At 56.6% G+C, this 13874-nt stretch carries 9 protein-coding genes; 2 read left to right on the top strand and 7 right to left on the bottom strand.

Going from position 1 to position 13874, the window contains the following annotated elements:
* Positions 1-166 precede the first annotated feature (166 nt).
* Positions 167-4132, top strand: coding sequence for an Ig-like domain-containing protein (locus CJ255_RS02040; RefSeq protein WP_097642434.1), 3966 nt, complete (start codon positions 167-169; stop codon positions 4130-4132).
* Between the two features lie 71 nt (positions 4133-4203).
* On the opposite strand, the gene CJ255_RS02035 is transcribed toward CJ255_RS02040, so the two are convergent.
* Positions 4204-7785, bottom strand: coding sequence for a response regulator (locus CJ255_RS02035; protein ID WP_165774526.1), 3582 nt, complete (start codon positions 7783-7785; stop codon positions 4204-4206).
* 251 nt (positions 7786-8036) lie between these two features.
* Here CJ255_RS02035 and CJ255_RS02030 point away from each other — a divergent pair, with 251 nt between their 5' ends.
* Positions 8037-8366 (top strand): hypothetical protein, encoded by a 330-nt coding sequence (locus CJ255_RS02030; protein ID WP_097642432.1) that lies wholly within the window; start codon positions 8037-8039, stop codon positions 8364-8366.
* 309 nt (positions 8367-8675) lie between these two features.
* On the opposite strand, the gene CJ255_RS02025 is transcribed toward CJ255_RS02030, so the two are convergent.
* The 6 genes from CJ255_RS02025 to tsf all read right to left on the bottom strand — a co-directional run bounded on the left by CJ255_RS02025 (position 8676) and on the right by tsf (position 13733).
* Positions 8676-10061 carry a B12-binding domain-containing radical SAM protein gene (locus CJ255_RS02025; RefSeq protein ID WP_097642431.1) on the bottom strand — a complete coding sequence of 462 codons (1386 nt, stop codon included), beginning with the start codon at positions 10059-10061 and terminating at the stop codon, positions 8676-8678.
* Positions 10062-10251: 190 nt separating this feature from the next.
* Complete coding sequence (locus CJ255_RS02020; protein ID WP_245863123.1) at positions 10252-11151, bottom strand: phosphatidate cytidylyltransferase; 900 nt, start codon at positions 11149-11151, stop codon at positions 10252-10254.
* Entirely contained in the window at positions 11105-11821 is a 717-nt protein-coding gene (gene uppS, locus CJ255_RS02015) for an undecaprenyl pyrophosphate synthase (protein ID WP_097642430.1), read from the bottom strand. Before uppS ends, CJ255_RS02020 begins: the two co-directional genes overlap by 47 nt.
* Positions 11822-11852: 31 nt before the next feature.
* The gene (gene frr / locus CJ255_RS02010) at positions 11853-12410 is read right to left on the bottom strand and encodes a ribosome recycling factor (RefSeq protein WP_097642429.1); all 558 of its coding nucleotides are present in this window, start codon (positions 12408-12410) and stop codon (positions 11853-11855) included.
* A 9-nt stretch (positions 12411-12419) separates the two neighbouring features.
* The gene (gene pyrH / locus CJ255_RS02005) at positions 12420-13139 is read right to left on the bottom strand and encodes a UMP kinase (RefSeq protein WP_097642428.1); all 720 of its coding nucleotides are present in this window, start codon (positions 13137-13139) and stop codon (positions 12420-12422) included.
* A gap of 66 nt (positions 13140-13205) precedes the next feature.
* The gene (gene tsf / locus CJ255_RS02000) at positions 13206-13733 is read right to left on the bottom strand and encodes a translation elongation factor Ts (protein WP_097642427.1); all 528 of its coding nucleotides are present in this window, start codon (positions 13731-13733) and stop codon (positions 13206-13208) included.
* Positions 13734-13874 lie beyond the last annotated feature (141 nt).

Below are 13874 nucleotides of genomic sequence, written 5' to 3'. Positions count from 1 at the left end.
ATGCCCGTAACGAAATGATCACCGTGAGTTGTTGGATAATTTCAGCATCGTTGGGCCAAAGTGCCTATCATGATGATTCCTTGATATATGGGCAGGTTGGTAGGAGTCTACCAAGCTACCTGCCCAGCGGCCTTGTGTGCATCCCTATTCGCAAAGGAGCGACATTATGAACGGCACATGGCTTTGGCACATCGTGCGGCTTGGCCTGCTGGTGGCGTTGGTACTGCCTAGTTTAGCCCAACCACCTGCGGTTGCAACCGAGGCACCGATCGAGACGGTTCAGCCAATACCCGCAGCGGGGATTGATTTTTCGGTCATTGATACTGATCAAAATCGTGGTGATGGCACGCGCATCTATTCGCCCGGCAACCATATTGTGCGCGATAGCGCTGGCCATTTGTATGTGGCCTACACGCTGCGTACAACCCAGTTCGTTCCGTGGTACAACTACTTCCGCCGCAGTGAGGATGGCGGGAGTACATGGTCAAATGCGGTGCGTACCGATAGTATGCCCGATAGTAGCTCGGTGCAGAGTCTGGCGATTGATGGCGCTGGTACGCTTTACCAAGGTTTTACTTTTAATGTTGGGTCTTTCTTTACCAAGTCGAGTGATCGGGGTGAGACCTGGGCAAATCCAGTGGCGCTACACGATGGCGGTTGGGGGGCTTGGGACTACATGCCCAGTGTGGTGGTTGATGCCCAAGGAAAACTCCATGCGGTCTATATGAGCCAGTATGGCTGGAATAGCCCACCCTCCAATCTCCTCTATAAACATTCTGATGACGGCGGGACGACATGGAGTGATGCGCTGGGGTTGACCCAACACCCGCAAGGATCGGGTGACTATGGTGTGCGAGCTCCTAATATGTATGTAGGCAAAGATGGCTGGCTCTTTGCAGCCTATGTCTATCTGCATACACTCAGTGGGGATACCTACAATCCAGCGTATATGTTGGTCTACTATGATGGTGAGGAGTGGGGTGAAGCTTTACAAGTTTCAACCGCTGGACAGAGTACCATCATTGGTGGCGATATTGCCGTCGATTCCACGGGTCTACTTCATATGGTTTGGCAGCAGCGTGAGGAAGCGAGTGCAGGCTATGCGCTGCTCTATCGTACCTTCAATCCAGCGACCAAAACGTTGTCGGCGGTGCGTACCTTGGCACCAGCTCAAGAGAATGTTTACAACGTGACGATGGGCATCTATGCGGAAGATAAGCTGGTAGTGGCCTATGATCGCCATACCCAGACAGGCAATAGCATCACCTACCACGGTGTCTATGTGCGTACTTCGGAGGATGATTTTGCTGCGGCGCGCCAGGTTTCAACCCATCCCAATGCCTATGCGCCCAATCTACGTAGCAGCTTCACCTTTATGCGGCATCGCCAACATGAAGATCTGATCTGGGTTGAGCCAAACGAAGACCCCATTCCTGGCGAGAGCATTGTCTATGCCGATATTTCGGGGTTGCCGCCGCCCGTGCCGCCCACGGCGGGGCTGTTGGTCAATACCTTCGTGACCAAGATTGTCAATCCTGGCCAGGTGAGTCCGGTCGTTGTAAGTTATCGCAATCGTATGGAAGAGGCCGCACGCGGGGCCGTGTTGCTGCTCAATCTGCCCGAAGGTTTGCCGCTTCAGTCGTGTAGTGGCGACTACTATTACCACCGTACTGAGCATCAGGTGAGCTGGAACTTGGGTGATCTAGCCCCCAATGCCCAAGGGCGCTTTGTCTGTTGGCTCAGTATTCCATGGGGCATGACTGATCGCAAGGTGCAGGTGCTGGCGCGCTTGGATGCCGAGAATAGCGGTATGCCTCTGTTCAATCTGGAACACTACCGTGGTGCAACACCCAATCCGGTGGTCGAGGAGCGTTACCTTGAGCAGCGTGAATTGGCGCAGGCGTTGGCCAATCCGGCGGTGCGTGAGCTTCATGATCTGGCGTTGCAGCGTGGCTTTAGCTTTAGCGATGTGGGCCAGCAGATACGCCACCGTAATGGCGAACAAACCCGCGTCTTGGTCTATACCCGCTTTGCACCGTTTGCGCTGATGTTGTTGCTTGAACAAGATGGCAAAGCCTTCATGATCCATCAAAATGATGATCAGGTTGAGTTCCTTGATCCCGATGGTGGCTTGATTATGAATAGTCATACGGGCAACTACCATGAGTATGGCGCATGGAGCCTGGCAAGTGAGCAGCAGGCGCTTCCTGATGCTCAGTTGATGAGCTACCAGTTTACGGCTACCTATGGTACCTGTCTGCGTAACTGTATGATCTCTAAGGGGGCCATGGTTCCGGTGGATGCCGCGATTGATACGGTTACGGCGCCCTTCAAGGCCGCCTGGGGGGCGATCAAAGTCACCTACAATGTTGTTCGCCGCGATGCCGAAGGTGTGGCCAAGGATGTCCTCGATGCCCTGCCCTACAAGAATGTCACCCAGCGCGCCGTGGAGTTGGTCGCTTGTCGTAGCACCTGTGCTGATAATCCCCACGAGTATGATTGTGGTGGTGGCAATGGAGCGGTAGGTAAACAGTGGTGTGAAGGCAATCTGCGCTACCGCCACTACTGCGCTGGTATGCGGATGTGGCGGCCTTCATCCGTCTGGTTCAACTGCACCATGCGCGGTGAGGTCTGCCTCGATGGCGAGTGTGTCACCGATGCCTGCCGCATCCTGCCTGGTCTCGATCAGGCGCTCCTTGAGCGTGAGGCTGCACCTACCGCCTGTTTGGCTAGCAATGAGCCGAGTAGCTGCAAGAGCGATGAGATGGAGATTGTGCCCGCCCACGATCCCAATACCAAGGCGGTGAGTCCGGCAGGTGATATTCTGCCGGGTGAATTGCTCACCTATACGATTGAGTTTGAGAATGAAGGGGCTGGCATTGCCTATGATGTCTTCATCATTGATGAACTGGACGAGCATCTCGATGAGACAACGCTCATCATGAGCCACGCTGGTACCTATAATGCAGAACTGCGCCAAGCTAGTTGGTTGATTGGCGAGGTGGCTCCGGGAGCAGGTGGGATTGTGACCATGACCGTTCGTGCTCGTGCCGGCTTACCAACGGGTACGCTGATTACGAACCAAGCGGTGGTACACTTCCCCAGTGCCTTTGAAGAGACGCCTACCGATCTCGTGGTGAGTACCATCAACACCCTGGTGGCTGAACCACAGGCCCTTGAGGTGGTTGGTTCGGCTGCGCTCAACCTCCGGTTGGCCGGGCGTGAGGCGAGTGGTCTGAGCCCAACCTATGCCCTAGCGAGCAATCCGCGCTACGGTAGCCTCAGTGGTGATCTACCCAATCTGGTCTATGAAGCGATGCCCGGCTTCAGCGGCATCGATGAGTTTACCTTCGTCGCCCAGCACAACGGCGTCAGCAGTCGCCCCGCCCGCGTGAGCATCCGGGTGCATCCCGACCCTGCCGATCAGACGCGGCCCAGTGTGCTACAGACCTTCCCAGCGGCTGATGCGACCCAAGTGCGCTTTGTGACTGAAGCGGTGAGTGAACAGCCAGTGAGCTATTTGCCCATGATCTCTGTTCACTTCTCGAAACCCATGGATCGGGCGAGCCTCACCAATGCCTTGAGTGTCCAAGGTTTGGTTGGGCGTCTGCACTATGACGAGCAGAGCCGCACGCTCTACTATACGCCAATGCAGTCACTGCGCCCACAGACCACCTACACCGCTACCCTGGCGGGCAGCGTTGCCGATCAAGTGGGCAACCAGCTTGGGCAGAGCTATCGCTGGCAGTTTACTACCGCTGCGGCGGCAGCGATCCAGGTGAGCCTGCCCCATGCGGCAGAGGAGCTCGTCTTCCCAGCGCTGGATGCTGGTAGCCCTCGTGTGACCCAGATTATTCAGATTACCAACCAGGGCTATGAAGATCTTACCCTGGAACAGGTGCAGAGCATAGGGCCACATGCTGATGCGTTTCGCCTCGTTGACGACCGTTGCAGCGGCATGACTTTGCCCTCCCTCGCAGGCTGTACCCTGCAGGTGCAGTACGAACCGGACGGGTTTGGTTTGCACCATGCTATGCTACGGATTCCCTCCAACGATAGCCTCAACCCCACTGTCGAGATTGCTATGCGTAATACCGCGCATACGCTCTACCTACCCCTTGTACGGCGGTAAGTGTGAACAGTTCCGTGTTTTGTTCCGTGTTGGCGGCTTCGCCGCCAACACGGAACAAAACGACGAAACCCTCAATCTGCGTGATAGTTGCGCAGCAGCGCCTGCAAGGCGCTCACTGTTGCACTGTGTAGTTGATCAAATTCCTTAAGCTGGGCATGCACCATAGCAAGCTCGCCTTGGCGCGCAAGCTGTTCCAGCTCGGCGCTCTTGGTCGCAAGGCTCTTGGCCCCCAGTATTGCGGCACTCGATTTCAGCGTATGGGTGATCCGTACAACCCCGTGAACGCTGTTCGCCTGAATGGCCTGCTCCATCTCGTGTATCTGCTTGGGAGCTTCGTGCAGAAAGAGTTTGCCGAGTTCTACCACGATCGCAGGGTCGCCGTTGCCGAGCCCGTCGCGCAACTGGTTCAGCGTAGCTTGATCGATCAGGTGGCTCACAATGTTAACGTTGGGCGCAGGTGTTGGCGTGGCAAGACAGGAACGTTTGGTGCCACTCTGCTCAAGGGCCAACACCAGATCCTCGACGCGCACGGGTTTGCTGATGTAGTCATCCATACCGGCGGCCAAACAGAGTTCGCGGTCGCCCTGCATGGCGTTGGCCGTCATGGCGATAATGTAGGGCCGGCGCTCGGCTGCCAGTTCGCGATTGATCCGCCGCGCAGCCTCAAGGCCGTCCAGTTCAGGCATTTGCACATCCATGAACACAATGTCGTAGTGCTGCCGCGCAAGTGCATCAAGCACCTCTAGGCCATTGGCGGCCACGTCGGCGCGATAGCCCAAGCGTCCCAGCATCTTCAGGGCCACCCGCTGGTTGATGATGTTGTCTTCGGCTAGGAGGATGCGTAGTGGCATGCGCGTGGCCATAGTCGCATCAAAGCCCGAAGTGGGCTCCGCTGAGGCGCTGCGGTGGTTGGTTGAACCCGTGAGCACATCGAGTAGCACATGGTAGAGTTGGCCCGGCTTGACCGGCTTGGTCAGGGTTGCTGCAAAATAGCCCGCACGCAGATCTTCCTCACGTCGCCCTAGCGAGGTCAACAGCACTAAGGGTGGCGCTTGCGCCAATAAGCCGTCACAGATTGCAGCGGCCAATTGGGTTCCATCCATACCCGGCATCTGCATATCAAGAATGGCAAGATCGCATGGATCGCCGCGCTTGAGCCAATCGAGGGCCTCATAGGCCGATGCGGTGGCCCGCACACGCATGCCCCAACTCTCGGCTTGGAGGCTCAGAATTTGGCGATTGGTCGCATTGTCGTCCACGACCAGTAGGCGCTTGCCTGTAAGTTGGGGAACCCGGCCACGCTGGTAGATGCGTGGCGCTTGCACGGCTGTGGGGGCAATGACGGTAAAGAAGAAGGTGGTGCCACGGCCCTGCACACTTTCACACCACATGCGTCCCCCCATCAATTCACAGAGGCGACGGCTGATCGCAAGGCCCAAGCCGGTGCCCCCAAATTGGCGTGTCGTCGAGGCATCCACTTGGCTAAAGGCATGAAAGAGCCGATCCATGCGCTCGGGCGGAATCCCGATGCCCGTATCGCGTACACTAAAGAGCAGATGGTGCCGCCCGTTCTGGCTCTGTTCTTGGACAACCGCGAGTACCACTTCGCCAGCCTGTGTAAATTTGACCGCATTGTTCAGCAGGTTCACCAAAATCTGGCGGATGCGGGTGACATCACCCACAAGTGCATGGGGCACATCTGAGGCGATCATCGAGGCGAGATCAAGCCCCTTGTCGGCAGCATGCGCCGCAACGAGGTCGAGTGCCGCCTCCACACAGTCGCGCAGATTGAAGGGGCTCTGCTCCAACTCCAGCCTGCCCGACTCAATCTTCGAGAAGTCAAGGATGTCGTTGATAACCCCCAGCAGCGCATCGCCACTGGTGCGGATCGTCTCAACAAACTCGCGCTGCTCTTTGCTCAATGTAGTATCGAGCAAGAGCCCGGTCATGCCGATCACCGCGTTCATCGGCGTGCGAATTTCGTGGCTCATATTGGCCAAAAACTCCGACTTGGCCCGCGTTGCTGCCTCAGCTATCTCCTTGGCTTCACGCAAAGCCGCCTCGGTGCGCGAACGTTCCGCCAATTCTACCCGCAGTGCCAGGGTGAGTTGCACATTCTCCAGCGCCGGCCCAATGGCCAACGCAATGCGCTGAGCTAATGTGATCTCCTCTTGGGTAAAGCTGCGCGGTTCAAGCGCATCAAGGCCAATTGTACCAATCACGCTATTGTTGACCATCAGGGGCAGAATCAGGATCGCCCGTGTCCCACGGCGCGTAAAGAGTTCGCTTGTTGCCGCAGTGCGCGCATCAACCAGGGTATCGGTCACCTGCACCGGCTTGCGTTCATGCAAAACCTGCTGGGTCAACAGATTGCCCGCCAGCGCGATGCGCACCCCCAAACCGGAGGGCCGTTCAGGCAGGCGATATTCACTCACCACCAGCAGTTCCGTCTGTTCCTCATTGAGCAGCGCACAGGCTGCTTGGGGCAGCTTAAAGGCCCGCGCCAATTCACCACAGGCAAGATTGAGTACCTCAATCTGATTGTTCGCACTGGCCGATGCGGTCAAGACCCGATTGAGCAGCAGCGTCTCTTGTAGGCGTGCATGCAGATGATCGTGTAAGCGGGCACGTTCAATCGCCAGCGAAGCCTGATCGCTGAGCACTACCAGTAAATCAAGATCGGCTTGCCCCAGGCTCCCCGCCTGCGGACTCTCCACCTTCAAGACGCCCACCACTTGCTGATGCACGCGCAGCGGCACGGCTATCGTACAGGCAAGCTCCTCGTTCCTCGACAGATACGCAGGATCACTATGCTCATCGGTGATCAGGCTTGGCTGACCTGTGTGCGCCACGCGCCCAAGCAGGCCCTCACTGAGTTTCAGCTTGACCTCTGGGTCTTCACGGCCAACCTGATGTTGCAGACATAAGCTATCGCCCTCACGCAGGTAGACACTCACCACATGGAAGCCAAAGACCTGCACGAGCGCCTCAACAATCGCACGCAAGACAGCGCGGAGTTCAATCTCCTGGGCCATCAAGGTACGCACCTGTTCAAGCAATCGTAAGGTACGGGCCTGGCGCTGCAACTCACTCACCAAGCGTTGAGCATGGCGCTCACTCGTCTCACGGGCCGCGACCGCTTCTTGCAACTGGCGAATCTGCCAACGCTGTTCTAAATGCATCACCACCTGGCGGGCCAACGAACGCAGCGTATCGTATTGCAGCCGACTCAAGCTATGCACCGCAGGATCAAAGACACAAAGCGTACCAATCGCATAGCCATCGTGGGTCACGAGGGGCACCGCAGCAAAGAAGCGCACAAAGGGAGCGCCCGCCACCAAGGGATGCGCCTGAAAGCGCTGGTCGGTCTGGGCATCAGCCACCACCATCAGCGCATCGGGTTGCGTGAGCGCATCATTGCTGAAGGTCGTTGAGCGCGGCAACGTATCCAGGGCAAGGCCGACGCAAGCCTTCACCCACAGCCGATCATGGTCAATAAAACCAATCAGCGCACACTGCACGGCACAGAGGGCTGCTGCCAACTTCACGAGATCATCAAAATCCGCCTCAGGCGGCGTATCGAGAATCTGGTAGCGGCGCAATGCTGCCAGCCGTAGTTCTTCTTCAATTGGACCTATAATATGGGTAGCCACAGCGCTTTCCCAATCTAGACACAAATCCATACACTAAGCATACCATTGGAGTATTACGGAGGTTTGAGGCTATGTACCAATTGTTTCATGTTGGCGGCGAAGCCGCCAACACGGAACAAAAAACAGGATTTGGGGCGTAGCCCCAACAACATGAACGTAGCCCTCATGAGAGAATAACGCAATGCGTTGACAAAGCCCGCATACCGCCCTATAATAGCCAAGACAGCACTAGTGTTGAGGAGGTGCTTTTTATGTCCAATCCACAGCAAACGAAGACGAACACCAGCAGTGCCGATGTTTTTGATGCTGCTGAGGCGTTTGGGTCTAACCTGGCGCGTGTAGGCACCATGATGGTGACGTGGCCTCTGTTCGTTCTGCCCGAGGAGCCCCGCAAGGAGGCAGTTCAAGCCACCAACAGTCTTTTCGACTCGGTCGGCAAACTGCACCTTGGCATGGTCAAGGTGGTCTTCCGTGGCGTGAGCAATGTAACAGGCGAGATCAACCGCTTTGTCACCGAGTCCAGTTCTGGTTCTGGCAGCAGCAAGACGGCGACCAAAGTCCCGATTGAGACGCAGCGCTAACCCGCGCAGCGCCCGGAGTGTACTGCTGTACGTCGAAAACCCGCTGTTGGGGCATAGCCCCAACAGCGGGTTTTTCTTTCGTTGCTGAAGCGGCCAAAACGAAAGAAAATCGTTGTTAGCGCGAAAAAGCCTTGGGCTTGATGGGGGGGGCGGCGCGGGGGCTTCGACAGGCTCAGCCACCGCGCCGCTGGCTCGGTGGTTGAGCCTGCCGAAACCAGCCTGTCGAAGCCAAGCGGCGCGGCCCAGAGCTTTTTCGCACTAGCAAATCGTTCTTCGGGGGCGGCGAAGCCGCCCCCGAAGAACGATAGCCTACATAAACGTAGCCGGAGTGAGGCGTTGGGTAAAGTGGTGCATCGCCACATTCACCAGCCAGACCCAATCGAGCTTACGCCCTGCCATGCGTTTCCAGATATTGGGCCAAGAGTAGATTTCGCGCTGCACCTTAATGAAGTTCCGCAAAAACTCATCGCGCTGCATCTTGGCCGGCTCATACATGTAGTGGAAGGTATCGTACTTATCCCAATCGTGCTGCACGAGGCGGTGGCGTACCTCTTCATACCACGGCGTTCCGGGGAAGGGCGTCGCAATCGTAAAGACCGGAAACTCAATCCGGTTCTGCATAATAAAATCGTAGGTATGCTGAAAACTGGCAGGCGTATCGGTATCAAAGCCAAAGATGAAATAGCCTTGCAGCGCAATACCCTGCTTATGCACATTGCTCACAATCTCATCGTAGCGTGCCGTTCGATTAGAGCCCTTATGGACATGCTTAATTGTTTCGGGCGAGACCGACTCAAAGCCCACATTGAGCATCTGGCAGCCCGCCTCTTTGGCCAAGGCCGAGACCTCCGGCTTCTCTAAGAAGTTCATCGAGATATTGGCATTCCATTTTACCCCCATGCCAACCATCGCATTAAAGAGCGCATCGGCAAAAGCGGGGCGGAAGCTAATATTATCGTCCATGAACGAGAAGTGGATATTGGGTTTGCCAGACTCGTACTGACGCATGCGAATTTCATCAATCACACGTTCAACTTCACGCATGCGGAAGTTTTTACCATAGATCCGCGGGGTACAGCAGAAGTTACAGCCCACGGGGCAACCCTTCGTAGCAAGCAGTGGTAAGCGGAAAGAATAGTGCTTACTATTGGGCGAACGGCGCGCAAAGGAGAAATCGGGCTGATCGAGCGTACTCATCGGCTTCCAGCCCGCTTCAGAGGCAGGGCGATAGAGCGGCTTCAATTGATCAGCATAGATATCGCGCGTCAACTCATCATAGATCGACTCAATCTCACCAAACACCACCGTATCGCAATGTTCACGCGCCTCATCGATCATCATGGTGGGATGCACCCCACCAAGGATAACCTTCTTGCCCTGGGCGCGGGCCCGGTCGGCAATGGCATAGACCCGTTTCGCATTGAGGGTACGCGAAGTCAGGGCGACAATATCATACCCAGTAAAATCCTGCGGCACCTCATCGCCAACACGCTCATCCAGAAAATCCACCAAGAAATGCTCTTTGAGCATCGACGCAACCATCAGCAAATTGAGCGGCATACTCACCTTGCCAGAATCAACCATCAGTGGCGTATTGCTCTTGGGCTGAATGAGCAACCAACGTTTCCGATGAGGCGGTGCGACAAAGGGTGGTGGGGCTAATTCCAGACTCTCAGGGCTGATCAGGGTAGACATCGGGCAATACTCTCATTCTAGAGCAAGCTTTACAGAAGGGGTAGCGAGGGCCCGGCCCCCCTACCATGCTACCGACCGACACGTTCACTGACGATTGCTTGCCGCATGAGCGACTTAACGAAGGTAACTAGTTTCTAATCTAGGGGCAAGCATAAACCACAACCCTATGGCTGTCAAGCTTTACAGCAGGCTATGCCCCTCCCCCTGCCACCAACAAGACCCCATAGTAGACCACCGGGCCAACGAAGAGCAGGCTGTCCATGCGATCAAGGATGCCGCCGTGGCCAGGGATGAGTTGGCCGGAGTCTTTGACTCCGATTTGGCGTTTGATCAGCGATGCGCTGAGGTCGCCCAGAGGCCCCACGATGCCTGCGATTGCTCCGATGATGCCTGCGGCGAGGTAGCTGAGCGGCAGGCCAAGCAGGGGCACCGCAATGATGGCTGTGACGATTGAGATCAGCCAGCCCCCCACAACGCCCTCCCATGTCTTTTTGGGGCTGAGGACGGGGGCCATGCGCTGTCGCCCAAAGGCTCGCCCGACGAAGAAGGCGGCGGTGTCTTGCAGCCAGGTGATCGCAAGTGCCAGAAAGACCCAGCGTGCCCCGGCGGGGATGGCTAAGAATTCCAGCCAACCTTCGTGCAGCGGCAGGCTAAGCTGGCGCAGCATGATGAAGCTACTTAGCAGCCAGCTCACGTAGAGTGCGCCTGTCACGGTGAGCGCCCAACTCTGCAGGCTGGTGCTGCGGTCGCCAGGCCAGAGCTCATAGGTCAGCGTAAGGATTAGGCTCAATGCGAGGCAGAGGCCCACCAGATCGAAGGGGCTGAAGGGACGCAGCGCTACTGCGGCAACCAGGCTCAGGCCCACGGCCAATCCGGGGCCAAGGCGCGGCGTAAAGGCTCCTTGGCGCATAATCCCAAAGAGTTCATGAATGCCCAGGGCGACGCAGAGCGCCACCACCAGCACGGTTGCCCAAGCCCACCAGCCCGCGGCAACGATCAGCGGGATCAACACGATCACGCTGAGGATGCGGCGGGTCAATGAGCTAGGGCGCTTCGTTGATGCCGCCGAAGCGGCGTTCGCGCCGTCCATACTCACGAATTGCCTGATGCAAATGTTCTGGCCGGAAATCGGGCCAGAAGACCGGCGTAAACCAATATTCGCTATAGGCCGCCTGCCAGATCAGAAAATTGGAGAGGCGCCGTTCACCACTGGTGCGAATAACCATGTCGGGATCGGGCATGCCTGCGGTGGTAAGATGGGCCTCGATCATGGATTCATCAATCATGGCAGGATCGATACCACTTGCTACAATGCGGCGCACCGCATCAATAATGTCGGCGCGCCCACCATAGTTGAAGGCAATTGCTAGGGTTAGCCCACTGTTGGCGTAGGTCAAATTGATCGCCCGCTCAACCTTACGGGCCAGCAGCTTATTCAAGCCCTCAAGCCGCCCAAGGTGGCGCAGACGCACATTCTGCTCATGCAAACTCTGCGTCTCACGATCAATAAAATCACTGAGGATTTGCATCAACCCCTGAACTTCCAACGAAGGCCGATTCCAGTTCTCCGTTGAAAAAGCATAGAGCGTAAGGTAACGCACACCGATCTTTGATGCCTCGGAGACAATAGCACGGATATTCTCAGTGCCAGCACGGTGACCCGCGAGGCGCGGCAGACCACGCTGGTTGGCCCAGCGGCCATTGCCGTCCATGATCACCGCAATATGTTGGGGGATGCGTTCGCCCTCAAAGCTACTCATAGATGGCTGATCGCCCTCGTCGAATCTTACCCTAGACCGCCATGACTTCAGCTTCTTTTTCCTTACCAAGCTGATCAAGTTCAGCAATACAACGATCGGTCGCCTGTTGCACCCGATCCTGACCACGCCGCATGTCATCTTCACCAATCAGCTTTTCGTGTTCCAACTCCTTGAGCTGATCTATGGCATCGCGGCGCTGATTGCGCACCGAGACCTTCACGTCCTCAACGCGGTGGCGCACCACCTTGACCATTTCGCGGCGGCGCTCTTCGGTCAATTGGGGCACGGCGAGGCGGATCACACGCCCATCGTTGCCGGGGTTAATGCCGAGATCGGAGTGTTGGATCGCCTTCTCGATGGTTTTAATCATCCCCGCATCGTAGGGTTGGATCACAATCAGGCGTGCCTCGGGCACGGTAATACTCGCTAGTTGGTTCAGCGGCATTGGCGCACCATAGGCTTCCACCTGCAGGTGTTCAACCAGACCCGCCGAGGCTCGTCCGGTACGAATAGTAGCCAGTTGGTGCTTCAGCGCCTCCACCGCCTTCTTGAGATGGGCCTCATATTCACGGATGACATCATTGACCATCACGCCCTCCTAGGCTCTACTCACGAGGGTGCCAACCTGCTCCCCCATTACAATGCGCTCTATTGTTCCCGCTTGTAGCGCATTAAAGACGATAATCGGAATATTATTATCCATGCAGAAGGTCAGGGCTGTCGAATCCATCACCGCCAGACCACGGTTCAGCGCCTCCATGTAGGTCAGGTGGTCAATGCGGGTTGCCTTGGGATCGCGCCGTGGATCAGCGGTATAGACCCCGTCCACGCCATTTTTTGCCATCAAGATGACCTGGGCATGGATTTCGGCGGCGCGTAGGGCGGCAGCCGAATCGGTGGTGAAGTAGGGATTCCCGGTGCCCCCGGCAAGAATCACCACGCGCCCCTTCTCCATGTGGCGGGTGGCGCGACGCCGGATGTAGGGTTCGGCCACCTCATTCATCTGGATCGCGGTCATGGCCCGCGTATGCAGCCCATGACGCTCAAGCGCATCTTGCAGGGCTAGGCTATTGATAATAGTCCCGAGCATGCCCATATAGTGGGACTGGGCGGTATCCATACCACGAGCGATGGACTGGTTGCCACGCCAGATATTGCCGCCCCCAATGACCAAGGCGACTTCAACGCCGTGGCGATGGACAGCTTCAACCTCACGGGCGAGGTAGTCGAGCATATCATAGCTCACCACCTCATCGGTGCCTTTAATCTGTTCGCCACTCAGTTTGATCAACACACGGCGATATTTGGGCTCTTGCATAGGGGCATTGGGCAGTTAGCGGGGTGCAATAGGCCCAACGACCCACTACACCCCGCTAACCGGCTACTAGGCACCAATTTCATAGCGCACAAAGCGGCGTACCACGATATTCTCACCAAGCTTGGCAATGGCCTGCTTCAGTTTATCCTCAATCGTTTGAGAGCTATCCTTCACAAAGGGTTGGGCGAGCAGCACCTGCTCCTTCACAAAGGTCTCACGGATCTGGCCGCTCTCCGCAACGATCTCATCAGTCACTTCGGCCTCACTGATGAAGCGCGGATTGAGCGCAACGATATGCTGGGCAAGATCTTTGGCCAGCGCAGCGAAATCCTCGGTACGCGCCACAAAATCGGTTTCGCAATTGAGTTCAACCAGGCCCGCCACGCGCGCACCGTGGTGGACATAGGAGCCAATCAGCCCCTCTTTAGCCTCACGCGAAGCCTTCTTCGCCGCTGCCTCAATGCCGCGCTCGCGCAGAATCTCAATCGCCTTGTTGATACTGCCATCAACCTGTTCCAGGATGTCGCGGCACTCCTTAATGCCGGCACCAGTGCGTTCACGCAACTCTTTGACCAATTCAATCGGAACAGCCACTGTAGCACTCTCCTTATGCGTATGGTGTTGCCTTACGGCAAGCGTTTAGGGTCATGGCAAATCGTTGGGGCTACGCCCCAAATCCCGTTTTTTATTCCGTGTTGGTGGCTTCGCCACCAACACGGAATAAAATGAGTTCTC

Source organism: Candidatus Viridilinea mediisalina (genome assembly GCF_002532535.1).
GTDB classification, from domain to species: Bacteria; Chloroflexota; Chloroflexia; order Chloroflexales; family Chloroflexaceae; genus Viridilinea; species Viridilinea mediisalina.
This window is presented reverse-complemented; position numbering and strand designations above follow the sequence as displayed.